The organism is Zophobihabitans entericus, from assembly GCF_011745665.1.
Taxonomy (GTDB): Bacteria; Pseudomonadota; Gammaproteobacteria; order Enterobacterales; family Orbaceae; genus Zophobihabitans; species Zophobihabitans entericus.
Window position 1 is genome coordinate 195,235 of sequence record NZ_CP050253.1, and the last position, 15,804, is coordinate 211,038.

14 protein-coding genes are annotated in these 15,804 nt (G+C 39.7%); 7 read left to right on the forward strand and 7 right to left on the reverse strand.

What is annotated here, in order from left to right:
* The first annotated feature begins 101 nt into the window (after positions 1-101).
* The gene (ppc, locus tag IPMB12_RS00965) at positions 102-2,741 is read left to right on the forward strand and encodes a phosphoenolpyruvate carboxylase (protein ID WP_166914059.1); all 2,640 of its coding nucleotides are present in this window, start codon (positions 102-104) and stop codon (positions 2,739-2,741) included.
* A 78-nt stretch (positions 2,742-2,819) separates the two neighbouring features.
* On the opposite strand, the gene IPMB12_RS00970 is transcribed toward ppc, so the two are convergent.
* The 4 genes from IPMB12_RS00970 to rplU form a co-directional block, all read right to left on the reverse strand.
* Complete coding sequence (locus tag IPMB12_RS00970) at positions 2,820-3,944, reverse strand: SEL1-like repeat protein (protein WP_166914061.1); 1,125 nt, start codon at positions 3,942-3,944, stop codon at positions 2,820-2,822.
* A gap of 338 nt (positions 3,945-4,282) precedes the next feature.
* On the reverse strand, positions 4,283-5,452 hold the full coding sequence (gene cgtA, locus IPMB12_RS00975; RefSeq protein ID WP_166914063.1) for an Obg family GTPase CgtA: 1,170 nt from the start codon (positions 5,450-5,452) through the stop codon (positions 4,283-4,285).
* A gap of 182 nt (positions 5,453-5,634) precedes the next feature.
* Entirely contained in the window at positions 5,635-5,892 is a 258-nt protein-coding gene (gene rpmA, locus IPMB12_RS00980; protein WP_166914065.1) for a 50S ribosomal protein L27, read from the reverse strand.
* 15 nt (positions 5,893-5,907) lie between these two features.
* Positions 5,908-6,216, reverse strand: coding sequence for a 50S ribosomal protein L21 (gene rplU, locus IPMB12_RS00985; RefSeq protein ID WP_166914067.1), 309 nt, complete (start codon positions 6,214-6,216; stop codon positions 5,908-5,910).
* Positions 6,217-6,596: 380 nt separating this feature from the next.
* Here rplU and IPMB12_RS00990 point away from each other — a divergent pair, with 380 nt between their 5' ends.
* The 6 genes from IPMB12_RS00990 (at position 6,597) to narL (ending at position 13,196) form a co-directional block, all read left to right on the forward strand.
* Positions 6,597-7,274: a Crp/Fnr family transcriptional regulator gene (locus IPMB12_RS00990; protein ID WP_166914068.1), complete on the forward strand. Its 678-nt coding sequence runs from the start codon at positions 6,597-6,599 to the stop codon at positions 7,272-7,274.
* Positions 7,275-7,348: 74 nt separating this feature from the next.
* Complete coding sequence (locus IPMB12_RS00995; protein WP_166914071.1) at positions 7,349-8,101, forward strand: nucleoside phosphorylase; 753 nt, start codon at positions 7,349-7,351, stop codon at positions 8,099-8,101.
* Positions 8,102-8,128: 27 nt separating this feature from the next.
* Positions 8,129-8,860: a nicotinamide riboside transporter PnuC gene (gene pnuC, locus IPMB12_RS01000; RefSeq protein ID WP_407704061.1), complete on the forward strand. Its 732-nt coding sequence runs from the start codon at positions 8,129-8,131 to the stop codon at positions 8,858-8,860.
* A 145-nt stretch (positions 8,861-9,005) separates the two neighbouring features.
* Positions 9,006-10,613 (forward strand): bifunctional UDP-sugar hydrolase/5'-nucleotidase UshA, encoded by a 1,608-nt coding sequence (gene ushA, locus IPMB12_RS01005; RefSeq protein ID WP_166917646.1) that lies wholly within the window; start codon positions 9,006-9,008, stop codon positions 10,611-10,613.
* 115 nt (positions 10,614-10,728) lie between these two features.
* Positions 10,729-12,540, forward strand: coding sequence for a nitrate/nitrite two-component system sensor histidine kinase NarX (gene narX / locus IPMB12_RS01010; RefSeq protein WP_166914075.1), 1,812 nt, complete (start codon positions 10,729-10,731; stop codon positions 12,538-12,540).
* Between the two features lie 8 nt (positions 12,541-12,548).
* Entirely contained in the window at positions 12,549-13,196 is a 648-nt protein-coding gene (gene narL, locus IPMB12_RS01015) for a two-component system response regulator NarL (protein WP_166914077.1), read from the forward strand.
* Positions 13,197-13,269: 73 nt separating this feature from the next.
* On the opposite strand, the gene cysG is transcribed toward narL, so the two are convergent.
* The 3 genes from cysG to nirD are packed head-to-tail and all read right to left on the reverse strand — an operon-like array spanning position 13,270 to position 15,797.
* Positions 13,270-14,637 carry a siroheme synthase CysG gene (gene cysG, locus IPMB12_RS01020; protein WP_166914079.1) on the reverse strand — a complete coding sequence of 456 codons (1,368 nt, stop codon included), beginning with the start codon at positions 14,635-14,637 and terminating at the stop codon, positions 13,270-13,272.
* A gap of 20 nt (positions 14,638-14,657) precedes the next feature.
* The gene (nirC, locus tag IPMB12_RS01025; protein ID WP_166914081.1) at positions 14,658-15,443 is read right to left on the reverse strand and encodes a nitrite transporter NirC; all 786 of its coding nucleotides are present in this window, start codon (positions 15,441-15,443) and stop codon (positions 14,658-14,660) included.
* 24 nt (positions 15,444-15,467) lie between these two features.
* Positions 15,468-15,797: a nitrite reductase small subunit NirD gene (nirD, locus tag IPMB12_RS01030; RefSeq protein WP_166914083.1), complete on the reverse strand. Its 330-nt coding sequence runs from the start codon at positions 15,795-15,797 to the stop codon at positions 15,468-15,470.
* Between the last annotated feature and the right edge of the window lie 7 nt (positions 15,798-15,804).

A 15,804-nucleotide genomic window follows, 5' to 3' on the forward strand; every position in this document is an offset into this window, starting at 1 on the left:
AACAGAAAGACTTGTATAAAATATTATAATTTAACCTTATGTGTGCTATATAGTAGAGTATTATACTTTCATCGTTACAAAACCAATCATTCGAGGCAATAATGGATAAACAATATTTATCTATGCGAAGTAATGTCAATATGCTGGGAACATTACTCGGAGACGCAATTACACGCGCAACAGGTAAAGAGACCCTAAACTTGGTCGAAAAAATTCGTCAGCTATCCAAAGTCTCACAGCAAGAAGGTGATGAAAAAGCACATGATGAGCTTCTTGAAACCATCAAAAATTTAACTGATGATGAGCTGTTACCGGTTTCTCGTGCTTTCAACCAATTTTTAAACTTAGCGAATACTGCTGCCGAATATTACGGTATTTCACCTCATGGTGAAGCAGCCAATAGCCCAAAACAACTTGCATCACTATTTACTTCATTAAGTGAGTTGAAGTTCTCTAAAGAGAATATTACTCAAGCAATTGAAAATCTTTCTATTGAGTTAGTACTTACTGCGCATCCGACAGAAATTAATCGTCGTACCCTAATTAATACCCATACATCAATTAATAATTGTCTGGCTCAACTCGATCACAATGATCTGGCTGATTATGAAAGAGATCGTATTATGCGTCGTTTACGTCAGTTGGTTTGTCAGGCCTGGTATACTGACGAAATCCGTAAGCATCGTCCGACACCACTGGATGAGGCGAAATGGGGCTTCTCTGTTATTGAAGACAGTCTGTGGGAAGGTGTGCCTCTGTTCTTAAGAGAATTCAACGATCAGTTAGTCCATGCTTTTGACCAACAACTCCCTGTTGAGCTGGTACCAGTAAAATTTACTTCCTGGATGGGTGGTGACCGTGATGGTAACCCAAATGTTACCGCCAGAATTACAGCCAGAGTGATGCTGCAAGCACGCTTAAAAGCAGTAGAATTATTTTTAGGTGATATTCATACCTTAGTGCGTGAGCTTTCCATGAGTGAGTGCTCACAAGATGTTTTAGATCTCCTTAGCAATCCTGAAGTATCAGAGCCTTATCGTGCAGTGATGAAACAACTCAGAGCCCGGTTAGTAACCACTCACGATTATCTGATTGCACTGATTAACGGTGAGTCTGTTGTTCAGCCAAAAGATATTCTTATTCATAATGATCAACTCTGGTCGCCACTTTATACTTGCTACCAGTCGCTGATTGATTGCGGTATGTCGACAATTGCCCATGGTCCACTACTTGATACATTACGCCGTATTCGTTGTTTTGGTCTACAGCTCTTACGTTTAGATGTACGTCAGGATAGCTCATTCCATACCGAAGCGTTAGATGCACTAACTAAAGAGCTTGGCCTTGGTAGTTATCAATCATGGTCAGAAAAAGAACGCCAGGCATTTTTAATTCAGGAACTACAATCAAAACGTCCGTTGTTACCACATGACTGGCAGCCGGAAGAGAGTGTTAAAGAGGTCTTTGATACCTGCCGAGTTATTGCGCTATCAGAAGCTGATTCAATTGCCGCTTATGTGATCTCAATGGCAAAATCGCCATCAGATGTGCTGGCTGTTTATCTGCTACTAAAATCTGTTGGTTGCACTAAACATATCCCGGTAGTTCCACTATTTGAAACACTCGAAGACCTGAATAATGCTAATGACATTATGAAGCAGCTACTTGATATCCCATGGTACCGTGAAAAAATTAACGGTAAACAAATGGTGATGATAGGTTACTCTGATTCTGCCAAAGATGCCGGAACCTTTGCTGCTTCATGGGCACAGTACCGTTCTCAGGAAGAACTGGTTAAAACATTTGAAGAAGAGAAGATCGATCTGACACTGTTCCACGGACGTGGTGGTACAATTGGTCGAGGTGGTGCACCTGCTCATGCTGCGTTACTTTCTCAGCCACCAGGATCATTAAAAGGTGGTTTGCGTGTCACAGAACAAGGTGAGATGATCCGCTTCAAACTGGGTCTGCCTGAAGTTGCTCTGAGTAGCTTAATGCTATACGCATCCGCTATTTTACAAGCTAATTTATTACCGCCACCGGAGCCAAAACAGAGCTGGCGGGATATCATGGACAAGATGTCTGATTCATCTTGTGCTTGCTACCGACACTTTATTCGGGAAGAACCTCAATTCGTACCTTATTTTAGAGCAGTGACACCAGAAGCAGAACTTGGTCGTTTACCTCTGGGTTCAAGACCACAAAAACGTCGTACTGGTGGCGGCGTTGAAAGTTTACGTGCTATTCCATGGATCTTCGCCTGGACACAAAACCGTCTGATGCTGCCATCATGGCTTGGGGCTGGTACTGCTCTGCAACAAGCTTTTGATGAGGGTTCTGCACCGCTATTAAAAGAGATGTACCATGACTGGCCATTCTTTACCACACGTATGGGTATGCTGGAAATGGTTTATGCTAAAGCAGATCCAAAAATCAATGCTTACTATGAGCAGCGTCTGGTAGATAAATCATTATGGCCACTGGGTGATCAGTTACGTGAACAACTGGAAAAAGATATTCAGGTCGTGCTCAGAATTACTGATGATGACAGTTTAATGGCAGACCTGCCATGGATCGCAGAGTCTGTTGCATTACGTAATACTTATATTGAGCCTCTTAACTTATTACAAGTTGAGCTGCTTGAGCGTTCACGCAATGCGAAAGAGCCTAATCCAATTGTGGAACAAGCATTGATGATTACCATCTCAGGTATTGCTGCAGGTATGCGTAACTCAGGTTAATCTAAAACTAGTTAACAAAAAAGCCCTTAACCGGGCTTTTTTTATTTACTATGATTCTGATAAGAAAAGAGTTCTTGGTTACTCTTCACTCTCGGTATCTTCTTTAAGTAGCTCAATCAGATACTCTTTTGCATCCGTATCACCCTGATCGGCAGCCTTAGTAAACCAGTAAATAGCACGACCTTTATTTTTACCAACACCTTCACCGCTCAGATATTTAACCGCCAGATTGTACTGTGCATCAACACTACCTTGCTCTGCGGCTTCCATATACCATTTAGCTGCGGTTTCATGACTCTTAGGCACACCACCACCTACATCGTACATCACGCCAATATTGTATTGAGCATCAACGTTACCTGCTTCAGCGGCTTTAGTAAACCAGTACGCCGCTTTAGAATTATCTAAGCGGGTACCAATTCCCATTGCATACATGATACCCAGATTATACATAGATTGGACGTAGCCACGCTCTGCAGATTCAGTGTAAAAATAGATAGCAGCAATGGTGTCTTCGGTAATACCATCACCTTTTTCAGACATTGTCCCTAAATAGTACTGTGCCTCAGCATTACCTTCACTTGCCGCTTTACTAAACCAGTCAGCTGCTGTTGCTTTATTTTGACGCACACCATCACCAAAGTAGTACATCAGACCAAGATTTAACAGTGCATCAATATCACCTTGAGCGCCGGCTAACTGGAATAATTCCATCGCTTTAAAGGTATCTTTTGGTGTACCTTCACCATTTTTATACATTAGACCTAAATTAAACTGTGCCATGGCCAGCTTCTGGTCAGCAGCTGATTTATATAAATTAAATGCCTGTATTAAATCGCGACTCACACCTAAACCATTTTGATACATATAAGCCAGGTTATTCTGCGCAATTGCTGAATTTTGTTCTGCCGCTTTACGGTACCAAAAAACAGCACGCACATCGCTGACTTCAACACCAATTCCTTGCTTATACATATTGGCTAAAGAATATTGCGCCTCAATATCCCCTTTTTCAGCAGCACTTCTAAGCATAGGGATGAGTACTGATGGATCTTCAATAACCAGTTCAGTCGTTGCCTGATCTTTACTTGGAATAACTGAATCGAGCCCAATCCGACCAGTATTGGCAGTAAGTGTAAAAGATAATATGGCTCCACCAACCAAAATTGCTGGCTTTAACCATAAAGATTGCAGGTGAATCATTCAACCTTCCCCAAGAATCAGTCCTAATTATCATTACATCAATGTACTAGATTATACACAATAATTTATAAATAACACACGTTGTACCATGGATATTCACTATTACTGAGATAATTTATATTGTTATTTATTTTAGGCGGGTAGAGAAAAAGGCTTTATTTTATTGAATCTACAAAATATAGATCACTAAAAGAAAAAAGCCAGCCTAAATTAGGCTGGCGAAAACATTGGAAGCAATGTTGAGCAATGTCATACTTTTCAGGATCCTGAAGAATACTGGAAAGTTTTTAAATGATAATCATTATCATTTAAAATGGCAAGTGTTATTTTATCTTTATTTAATCTTTTCGATAAATAAATTCAACACCCTCTTCATCTTCCTCATCCCAGTCGTCAAAATCATCTTCTCCGAGCATGGCTTCTTCCATTGCTTGTTTGTGGTAATCATCCCACATAAACTCTGCTTTTTCAGCCGGTTGTTCTGTTTGTTCTAACTCGCGCGGGTGCTCATTAATAAACGTCATCAGATCCCAGCAAAGGGCTTTAACGCCTTCCCGATTTACGGCTGAAATCAGGTAGTGCTTATCTTGCCAACCAAGTGCATCCACCACAGCTTGTGCACGTTTAGCAGACTCTTCTTCACCTAAAATATCCACTTTATTAAATACTAACCAACGAGGTTTTTGAGCCAACTTTTCACTATATTGCTCGAGTTCCTGAATGATCACTTTAGCATTTTCAATTGGATCAGATTCATCAATCGGCGCAATATCAATTAAATGAACTAGTACACGGCAGCGTTCTAAGTGGCGCAGGAATCTGATACCAAGCCCTGCACCTTCTGATGCGCCTTCGATCAACCCTGGAATATCCGCAATCACAAAACTTTGCTCGTTATCCATCCGCACCACACCAAGACTTGGTACTAAAGTGGTAAATGGATAATCCGCTACTTTTGGTTTTGCTGCAGAAACTGCACGAATAAAGGTTGATTTACCCGCATTAGGCAATCCAAGCATCCCTACATCAGCAAGTAAAAGTAACTCTAGTAATACGTCACGTTTTTCACCCGGCGTACCATCAGTTTTTTGACGCGGAGCACGATTAACTGAAGATTTAAAACGCACATTACCTAAGCCATGGAAGCCACCTTTAGCAACCATAATACGTTGTTGGTTCTGGGTAAGATCACCGATAATCTCACCAGTGAATTTATCAGTAATTCGGGTACCAACCGGCACTTTAACCGTAATATCATCACCGCGTCGGCCAGTACATTCAGAACCACGACCATTTTCACCACGACCAGCACGGTACATTTTTTCAAAACGGAAGTCGATCAGTGTATTAAGGTTTTCATCAGCGATGAAATAAACATCACCACCGTCACCACCGTCACCACCGTCAGGCCCACCTTTTGGAATATATTTTTCACGACGGAAGCCAACACAGCCATTTCCGCCATCACCCGCTTCAACTCGAATCGAAGCTTCATCTACAAATTTCATGCTTATCTCCATCTCTCTGGTTGATAAGTATACCTGTCATCAGGCTTTTACTACAGTAATAGACCTATCCTGATAATGATATCTCATTACACAGTTTAGCCAATTGTCTGCCAAGATCAATCTTACTACAAACAAAAAGCCCCACAACAAATTGCGGGGCTTATCATTAATTCGATTCGAAATTAGTTAGCTACTACGCTAATATAACGACGGTTTTTAGGACCTTTAACTTCGAATTTAACCTGACCATCAACTAGTGCAAATAGAGTATGGTCACGACCACAACCTACGTTATCACCTGCGTGGAATTGAGTTCCACGTTGACGAACTAAGATATTACCAGCAAGAATTTCTTGACCACCATAACGTTTAACACCTAAACGTTTACTTTGGGAATCACGACCATTACGTGATGAACCACCAGCCTTCTTATGAGCCATTGTTCGTTACTCCTATTAAGCGATTGCAGTGATCTTCACATCAGTGAACCACTGACGGTGACCTTGTTGTTTACGATAGTGCTTACGGCGACGGAATTTAACGATCTTAATTTTGTCACCACGACCATGTTCAACAATCTCTGCTTTAATTGTTGCGCCATCAACAAACGGAGCACCAACTTGGATGTTCTCACCATTTGCTACCATTAAAACTTTGTCGAATACGATCTCTGAACCTGTTTCGACTTCTAATTTTTCCAAGCGAACGACTTGTCCTTCGCTAACTCGGTGTTGTTTACCACCACTTTGGAAAACTGCGTACATACCTGACTCCGCAATATATAAGCAGACTATTTTTCACTTTTTGTCTGCATGGATTAATCATATAGGGCGTGAATTTTACGAAAAATTAAATAGACTTGCAAGCAATGTTTACGAAAAGATCAGAAAATAAATAAAAAGATCACTTATTAAGATATTTTTTTGATTCTCAGTTATATTTATCTGGCAAAGACGCATGTCTCCCATTTATGCCATTTTTTTGATCATAATTAAAATAATGCCTAAAAATAAATATTATTAGCGGACACGCGTCCTATCTTTAATAGTTATTATTTCCTATTCTATGCTTACATCATAGGTAGGTCATAATTATTTTTATTAATAATAAAAGAGATTCCAAACCTTAACTTGGGAATATCATTATGATAAAGAAAGAAAATAATCATTGGCTGCTTATTCTGGACAAACTGGAAAGTGAGTCTGAGCTTTTCGAACTGGTAAAACGTTGCCCTTTAGAAGTGATGCAACACTGGAAAGTAAATTATTTCAGTAAAGGTACCGTGATTTTTGAACAGAATAAAATCTATGATGAATTTAACATTGTTATTGACGGTAAAATAAATGTGTATGTGCAATCTGCTGATGACAGAAAGTATCTGCAAGCACAATACCAAACTGGCGATATTATTGGTGAATTAGAGATTTTTGAGCGTAAACCTTATGTTAGTACAGTCGAAGCAGCTGATGATTTGACTTTATTAAACATATCACGGGAACATTTCCTGCGTTGGATTGAGCTTGATAGTCACTTTAATCGACAACTTCTTTTAAAGTTTAGCCAACAATATTACCAGCTCGCTAAAAAAGCAGCCGAAGACAGTTTATATAGCTTACAACAAAGAGTATGCCAATACTTACTACAAGAAATGAAGCTTTCTAAACAGTCAACAATCTTTGTTAATAAGAAAAATCTCAGCGATCAATATGCTGTGACAATACGCAGCATCAACCGTGTCTTACAACAATTAAAAGAATCAGGGGCAATTGGGATCAACGGGGATAAAGTAACTATTATTAATCAACACAGACTAGAAGAATAAGAAAACTCACAATAAGAAGAAGAAAGTCTATGTTGATTAAATTACTTCTTGGTAATACATCATAGGAAACAATTATGAACAACGTACAACCTCACATCTTATTAAGTGATACGATGACTGCGGCAAAATATGTACTTTTGCCTGGTGATCATAAGCGTCTGGATAGTGTTGTGCCTTATTTAGAAAATGTTGAGCATCTTACTTTTAATCGTGAATTTCGCTCTTTACGCGGTTGGTATCACGGTATTGAAGTTCTGGTTGTATCAACCGGAATCGGTGGTCCTTCAACAGCAATAGCCTTACATGAGTTATACAATATTGGCGTCAGAAATGCGATTCGTATCGGTAGCTGCGGTGCATTACAACCCTCTTTACAACTGGGCGACTTAGTTTTAGCATGTGGAGCTGTGCGCGATGAGGGAACATCAAAGACCTACATGGATATCCAATATCCTGCCGTTCCTTGTCCTGAACTACTCCATCATCTAAGAAGCAATAGTAAAAAGAATAATTTTTCTTCTGTTACTGGCATTGTTCGTAGCCACGATAGTTTTTATACCACTAAAGAAGATAAAATTTGTGATTATTGGTCTGCTCATGGGGTACTGGCTGCAGATATGGAAACCGCGCCACTATTTGTCATTGGGCAAATGCTTGGCATGCGCACTGCTTCCATTTTAAATGTTGTGGTACGTTATCAGGAAAAAGTTGAAGAAGGTATTAGTAACTACGTCGATCAACAAAATAGCTGCCTGCAAGGCGAAAAAAATGAAATTATATTGGCATTAGACTCTATTTTGTCTGATTCAAAATCAACCACCAAATAAACTCTCTTTTAAGAGGAATATGAAATGATAGATTTACTAAGTACAAGCAATATTTTAGTCCATATACCGGTTGGTTCTGGTGGCTATGACCTGTCTTATATCGAAGCCATTGGTACTATCTGTGGGTTATTATGTATTTATTTAGCAAGTATCGAAAAAACCATTAACTATTTATTTGGTTTACTTAACGTTAGTTTATTCGCCATTATTTTCTTCCAAATCAATTTATACGCTAGCTTAATGCTACAAGTTTTCTTCTTTATTGCTAATATCTATGGCTGGTATGCATGGACCCGAGTGAAAGAAGGTACCCAAGAAGTTGAACTAAAAACTCGCTGGATGTCAGCTCCTAAACTAATTACTACCATCATTATCTGTGCAGTATTCATTGGTCTGTTAACTGTTTACATCGATCCGGTATTTAAAGTATTAACCGATATCGTCGTAAATGGCTTAAATGCGGTTGGCTTTAACATCACTATGCCTGAACTTGAGCCTGATGCTTATCCATTCTGGGACTCAACAATGATGGTTCTTTCTATTGTGGCACAAATTCTGATGACACGTAAATATGTTGAGAACTGGATCATTTGGGTTATCATTAATCTGATCTCAATTGTTATCTTCTCTCTACAAGGTGTTTACGCGATGGCAATTGAATATGCAATCCTGACATTCATCGCTCTAAATGGTGTTAAGATGTGGCAAAAATCAGCTAAAGAAAATGGCTCTAAACCACTTTCTTCAATAAATAGCTAAGAATTAATTAAGTATGAGTCAAACCGGCAGATCACCTGCCGGTCTTCTATATATAAACATAGATATATTTATTAACAAACAGAGGGCTTTTATTATGGCAATTCGTTGGCGTAAACCTTGTTTAGGTTTAATCTCGACGCTTGTGATGTTAGTCTCAATGGGTACCCAGGCGTGGGAAAAAGACAAACTTTATCAAATCACTATTTTGCATACCAATGATCATCACGGTCATTTCTGGCAAAGCGAGATCGGTGAATATGGCTTAGCAGCACAAAAAACCGTGATCGATAATATCCGTGAAGAAGTCAAAGCAAACGATGGCATCTTATTTGTGCTCTCTGGTGGTGATATTAATACAGGTGTGCCTGAGTCAGATATTCAGGACGCTGAGCCTGATTTTATGGGTATGAATCTGATAGGTTATGACGCGATGGCTGTTGGTAACCACGAATTTGATAACGATATTTCAGTGATTCGTCAGCAACAAAAATGGGCGATCTTCCCGTTTTTATCAGCCAATATTTATGAAAAAAGTACCGGTATTCGGGTTTTTGAACCTTATGCACTATTTAACCAACAAGATATTAAATTCGCGATTATCGGTTTAACCACTGAAGATACACCAGTTATCAGTGATATTAAATATACACAAGATTTCGACTTCCGTTTACCTGCGCCTGAAGCAAAAAATGTGATTGAAGACTTACGTCAGACTCAAGCGCCAGATATCACTATTGCGGTTACCCATATGGGACATTACGATAATGGTGAACACGGTTCGAATGCACCAGGTGACGTAGAACTGGCTCGTACATTACCAGCAGGTTATCTTAATATGATCATCGGTGGGCATTCACAAGATCCGGTCTGTATGGTTGCTGAAAACGTGAAAGATGCCAACTATGTTCCGGGTACTGAGTGTAAACCTGACCAACAAAATGGAACATGGATTATGCAAGCTCATGAATGGGGTAAATACGTTGGCCGTGCTGACTTTACTTTCATCAATGGCGAGCTAACACTTAACAGCTATAAACTAGTTCCAATCAATCTGATGAAAGAAGTTCAGGATGAAAATGGTGTAGGTAAACTACAATACTATACTGAACAAATTTCACAAAATCAGGATATGCTTGAACTCCTGACTCCATATCAGGAAAAAGGAAAAGAGAAGTTACTTATCGTTGTAGGTAGTATTGACGGACGCTTTGAAGGTGAGCGCAGTAAAGTTCGTTCTGAACAAACTAACTTAGGTGAACTAATTCTTGCTTCTCATATCGAAAGAACTAATGCTGATGTTGGTATTGTGACCGGTGGTATGATTCGTGATTCATTAATCGAAGGTAACATTACTTATCGTGATATTTTACGTGTTCAACCATTTGCTAATACTGTCGTTTATGCCGATATGAAAGGTAGTGAACTATTTGATTATTTAACCGTTGCTGCAAACAAATCAAAAGGTTCTGGTGCCTATGCCCAGTTTGCTAATGTCAGTTTAGTCGCTGACGGACAAAATATTAGTGATGTTAAAATCAAAGGTGAGCCACTTGATCTAAATAAAACTTACCGCTTAGTAACACAAAACTTTATCGGTTTAGGCGGTGATGGTTATCCAGCGATCAATACTCTTTCAACTTATGTTGACACCGGCTTTATGGAAGCAGATGTCATCAAACAATACTTTGAAAAACATTCGCCAATTAAAGTAAGTGATTTTGAGCCAAAAGGTGAAATCATCTATACCGAATAACAATAATAAAAATGAACCATCATATTGAGGGCCAGTAATCTGGCCTTTTTTATTTCTACCTGACCTAAATTCCGTTAAAATAACTGCTGATAATTGTTGTTACTGGAAAGTATGCATGAACAAAAAAGCCGCTTCTTCTGTTTCTATCGTCAATCGGCTCACCTTATTAGTGTTGCTGCTGGGCGCTATCGCCTTGGCTGCGCTATTTATTTCTGCTCGTATCGCTAACGAGACTAAAGGCAGTGCATACATGATCAATCAGCTGGGCTTGCTCAGAATGAAAAGTTATCAATTGCTCTCTCTGGTACCTTTAAAGCCTGATGATTATCACTATATTTCACTTTTTACCGATATTCCGCTTGAGACAGAATATCAAGAGTTACTCAGTCGTTATGAACTAATGGACGACTTTAATCAATTACAATCAGAGTGGCGTAATCAACTGGCTACTAAGATTCAAAACGCGACCAGTATCACAGAAGTCAGGAGTGAAATCGTCAGCTTCGTCGCACAAGTTGATCGTCTGGTACATGCTATTGACCAAAAAACCGAACAGCAGATCGAAACCATCCGACAGGTACAAATTGGTTTCATTATTTTTATCGTGTTATTTTTAATCGCGCTGCTTTACTATTTAAGACAGCACCTGCTTAGCCCATTAAAACATTTGATGTATCTGGCTGAGTCGATCACAAAGCACGATTTTAAGTCTCGTTTTCAAATTACTCATAAAAGACAAGATGAGTTTGATTCACTGGGACAAGCCTTCAACCGTATGTCAGACGAAATTGAGTCACAATACTCTCTTTTAGAACAACGAGTTAATGAGAAAACCAATGAACTACAAACTAAAAATGATATTGTAACGTTCTTATATCGTTCTATTCAGCAGCTACATACTCAACAGCCTATCTGTGAACGTTTTTTAGTAATTCTGCAAAACCTGGAACAACTGACACCACTAAGCCGTTTTCAGATTCGTTTTTACGAATCTAATGATCCTGAGGAATATCACTTAATCCGCTATGACCAGGATAAGAAAGAATCTTACTGTCAAAATCAACATTGTTCTGCATGCTTAATTCACTCTAAACCCTTGCCTGAGAGAGTAATAAAACGCAGCTGGTATCTACAGGATAATGACGAAAAATATGGCTTAGTCACAGCTCTACAACCAGAAGAAATGTCATTAAGTGAAGAACAAGAGCAGCTAATAACCACTGTTATCGAACAGATGACAATGACTCTCATGCTTGAACGTCAAACTGAATACCAAACACAGTTGCTACTGATGAAAGAACGCTCGGCTATCGCCAGAGAGCTACATGACTCCATTGCTCAGTCCCTTTCCTGTTTAAAAATAAATATTAGCTGCCTGCAAATGCAAAAAAGTGTTACTGATGAAGAAAGTGAACGTTTATTACAAACCATGCGTAAAGAGATCAATGTCGCTTATTCTCAATTGAGAGAATTAATCACAACCTTCAGGTTAAAAGTAAATCGCACAGGCTTTTTGGCCAGTTTACAGGACATTATTCATGAGTTTAATCAAAAGCTGGGTTTTCAAATTAATCTGGATTATCAATTACCGTTACAAATTATTGATAGTCAGCATGCAATTCACTTACTACAGATTATCCGTGAAGCACTGAATAATATTTATAAACATGCCAAGGCCACTACAGTTAATATTAAATTTACAGTGCAAGATAACCACATTATGGCACTGACCATTCAGGATAACGGTACAGGGTTACCACAAAATTGGAAAAAAGATGATCACTATGGTTTAATCATCATGAAGGATAGAACCGAACTGCTACAGGGTTTCTTTAATATTGATAGCGCACCAAATAAAGGTACAACTATTACTATTACCTTTAAAGAGCACCCTGAGCCAACCCTGATCCCGGTCAATCTTATTTAGGACATAACATGGAACAATTAGAAACCACTATTTTGCTTATCGACGACCACCCAATGCTACGTAATGGTGTTAAGCAGCTGATTAGTTCAGCCAGTCAGTTTCATGTGATTGGTGAGGCAGGGACAGGGCAAGAAGGCATTATTCAGGCAGAACAATTAGAACCGGATATCATTCTGCTGGACATTAATTTGCATGATATCAGTGGACTGGATGTTATTCTGGCATTAAGAGAAAAAAATATCACCAGCCGCATTATTATGTTTACGGTGTCTGATGATAAGCAGGATATTATTACCGCACTTAAAAACGGCGCTGATGGCTACTTATTAAAAGATATGGAGCCGGAAGACTTCTTACTTTCACTACAAAAAGTCGCTGACGGAAAAGTGATGATGAATGAAACTATCTCACAAATCATCTTTAATCATATTCGTAATAAAGAAGACCAGGAAGACGCTCACGATCTAAACCTGTTAACACCAAGAGAGCAGGAAATTTTTGATTTACTGACACAAGGCCTCTCCAATAAACTCATTGGTCGTCAGTTAAATATTATGGATAGTACTGTCAAAGTACATGTGAAAAGTTTATTGAAAAAATTAAACTTTAAATCACGTATGGAAATTACGGTCTGGTACTTACAAAATAAGAACTAACCTATTCTAATTTGCTTTAGGAGAGGGTTCCGCCTAAAGCAAATTAAAACAAGTTATTTATCTTCAAAAACGACTATGAAAACCAGTTCAGTTTCTCTCTTAAACTTACAACAGAACCAATAATCATCAAACTTGGACTATTTGCCTGTTTTGCCAGTATCGATAGCTCACTAAGTATCCCGGAAACCACTTTCTGATTAACCGAGGTGCCTTGCTCAACTATCGCGACGGGTACATCAGCAGGCATACCGCGTTTGATTAATTCTTGCTGAATAGTGCCCGCCTGAGAAAGTCCCATATAAAATACCAGCGTTTGCCTTTCACCGGCCAGACTGTCCCAATCCAGTTCTGTGCCATCTTTCACATGACCGGTCACCAATCTGACACTGTGGGCATAATCACGATGTGTCAACGGAATACCGCTATAAGCAGAACAGCCTGATGCAGCAGTAATTCCGGGTACCACCGAGAAAGGAATATCGGCATTATAGAGCGTTTCCAGTTCTTCACCGCCACGGCCAAAAATAAACGGATCACCACCTTTTAAACGTACCACGCGTTTACCTTTTTTAGCCTGTTCCAGCAAAATCTGATTAATCTGTTCCTGCGGAACACAGTGATAACCGGCACGTTTACCGACAAAAATACGTTCAGCATCCCGTCTGACCAGATTCATAATATCGTCAGAAACTAAGCGATCATAAACCACAATATCTGCCTGCTGAATCTGTTGCAGCCCCTTCAATGTTAAAAGACCCGCATCTCCTGGACCTGCACCGACTAAAACCACTTCGCCACGAGCATCTAAAGGTTGTTCAAACAGGTTTTCAGTCAGTTGTTCCACCTGATCAGCATCTTTATTTGCCAACGCCTGCGCTAATCTGTCCTGAATAAAAAGCTTTTCCCAAAAACGTCTGCGCTCAGTCACAGTCGAATAAAACTGCTTAACTTTTTGTCGTAGATGCCCGGCATATTCGGCTAACTTACCCAAATGCTGGGGTAACGTTGCTTCCAGTTTCTCGCGTAGTAATCTGGCAAGAACCGGTGAACGACCACCAGAGGACACAGCAACAATAAGTGGTGAACGATCAATAATTGACGGCATGATAAAACTGGCTTTCTCCGGCGCATCAACCACGTTACAAAATATGCGTCTTTGCTCTGCTGCCAGACTAACCTGCTTATTGACTTCATCATCGTCTGTGGCTGCTATCACCAGCCACTGCTCATCAAGCAATTCAGGAGAAAAGCTCCCCTGAACCAGTGATAATTGTTTTAGATCGCCCCAGCACTGAAACTGTTCATGAAAATCCAGCGCATTAACAGTGATTTTAGCACCTGCTTCCATCAGTAAACGGGCTTTACGTACCGCTATTTCACCACCACCAACGAGCAGGCATGAGCGGTTTTGTAATTGACAGAAAATCGGTAAGTAATCCATCAGCTACCTCCAATTTTCAGTTACTTAGTCGAGGCAGGGAAAATACGTTCAGCTTTTGGCGTTGCATACCAATAACCCAGTCCCATAAATACTGCTCCGGATACTAAGTTACCAATAGAAACCCAAAGTAAATTATGGCCAATACCTGCTAAAGTATAGCTTTCACTATGATTACCAAACCAAGATAAAGCAAATAGTGTCATGTTTGCCACGGAGTGCTCATAACCACTGGCAATAAAGGCAAGCAGACACCACCAGATAGCGATGAACTTAGCTGCACCTTCAACACGCACTGCCATCCAGATAGCCAGGCAAACTAGCCAGTTACATAAAATACCTTTAAAAAATAGCATCATTGCTGGTTGAGTTGTTTTTGCCAGCGCTGCACTATGTACCAGACTGGTATCAAACGATAACAGGCTACTACCACCCCAATAATATAAAGCAGCAACAAAAATCGAACCAAGTAAATTACCCAGCCATGTTTGAGGCAGTACACACCACATTTGTGCATGAGTAATCGTTTTAGTTTTAATCCCGAAGGTTAAAAACATGGTATGGCCAGTAAAAAGCTCTGAACCGGCAATAATTACTAAAGTTAATGCAATACCAAAGGTTGCCCCCATAACCAGCGGACGAACAGAGGGATCAAGTAAGTTACCTAAAGTAAAAATTAAAATAATCCCCAGCCCGACATAAGCACCAGCCATAGCGGAACTTATCCAAAAACCAAACGGATTTTCTTTTGATAAACGAACGATACGTGCAGCGTTAGCTCCACATTTTTGAATTGTGTCTGTAAACATAATATCTCTTCCTTAAAAATGAAATTAATTGGACTTAATCTGGACCGAACCATTCTCAACACGTACTTCATAAGAAGTCACAGAATGGCTTTGATCTTCAAGACAATATCCATCTTTAAGTCGGAACCGCTGTTTTTTCAGCGGACTGGCAACCCATAGTTCATTTTGATGCTCAGCAATCAGTCCTCGGGAAAGGACGCTTGCCTGAGCAAAAGGATCAATATTACTTATTGCATATAGTTGATCATCGCTACGCGGGCGGAAGATCGCAATATGTTTATCATCAACTAATGCACAAACCCCGGTTTGTGGCACAATGTCGTCAAGTTGACATACAGTTACCCATTGAGTCATGACGGTA

What these genes read in the sequence shown, in the direction of transcription:
- cgtA (WP_166914063.1), bottom strand. Translation starts at nt 5,452, where the DNA reads ATGAAATTTGTAGATGAAGCTTCGATTCGAGTTGAAGCGGGTGATGGC.
- narX (WP_166914075.1), top strand. Translation starts at nt 10,729, where the DNA reads ATGAACAAAAAAGCCGCTTCTTCTGTTTCTATCGTCAATCGGCTCACC.
- ppc (WP_166914059.1), top strand. Translation starts at nt 102, where the DNA reads ATGGATAAACAATATTTATCTATGCGAAGTAATGTCAATATGCTGGGA.
- narL (WP_166914077.1), top strand. Translation starts at nt 12,549, where the DNA reads ATGGAACAATTAGAAACCACTATTTTGCTTATCGACGACCACCCAATG.
- nirC (WP_166914081.1), bottom strand. Translation starts at nt 15,443, where the DNA reads ATGTTTACAGACACAATTCAAAAATGTGGAGCTAACGCTGCACGTATC.
- IPMB12_RS00970 (WP_166914061.1), bottom strand. Translation starts at nt 3,944, where the DNA reads ATGATTCACCTGCAATCTTTATGGTTAAAGCCAGCAATTTTGGTTGGT.
- cysG (WP_166914079.1), bottom strand. Translation starts at nt 14,637, where the DNA reads ATGGATTACTTACCGATTTTCTGTCAATTACAAAACCGCTCATGCCTG.
- rpmA (WP_166914065.1), bottom strand. Translation starts at nt 5,892, where the DNA reads ATGGCTCATAAGAAGGCTGGTGGTTCATCACGTAATGGTCGTGATTCC.
- rplU (WP_166914067.1), bottom strand. Translation starts at nt 6,216, where the DNA reads ATGTACGCAGTTTTCCAAAGTGGTGGTAAACAACACCGAGTTAGCGAA.
- ushA (WP_166917646.1), top strand. Translation starts at nt 9,006, where the DNA reads ATGTTAGTCTCAATGGGTACCCAGGCGTGGGAAAAAGACAAACTTTAT.
- IPMB12_RS00995 (WP_166914071.1), top strand. Translation starts at nt 7,349, where the DNA reads ATGAACAACGTACAACCTCACATCTTATTAAGTGATACGATGACTGCG.
- nirD (WP_166914083.1), bottom strand. Translation starts at nt 15,797, where the DNA reads ATGACTCAATGGGTAACTGTATGTCAACTTGACGACATTGTGCCACAA.
- IPMB12_RS00990 (WP_166914068.1), top strand. Translation starts at nt 6,597, where the DNA reads ATGATAAAGAAAGAAAATAATCATTGGCTGCTTATTCTGGACAAACTG.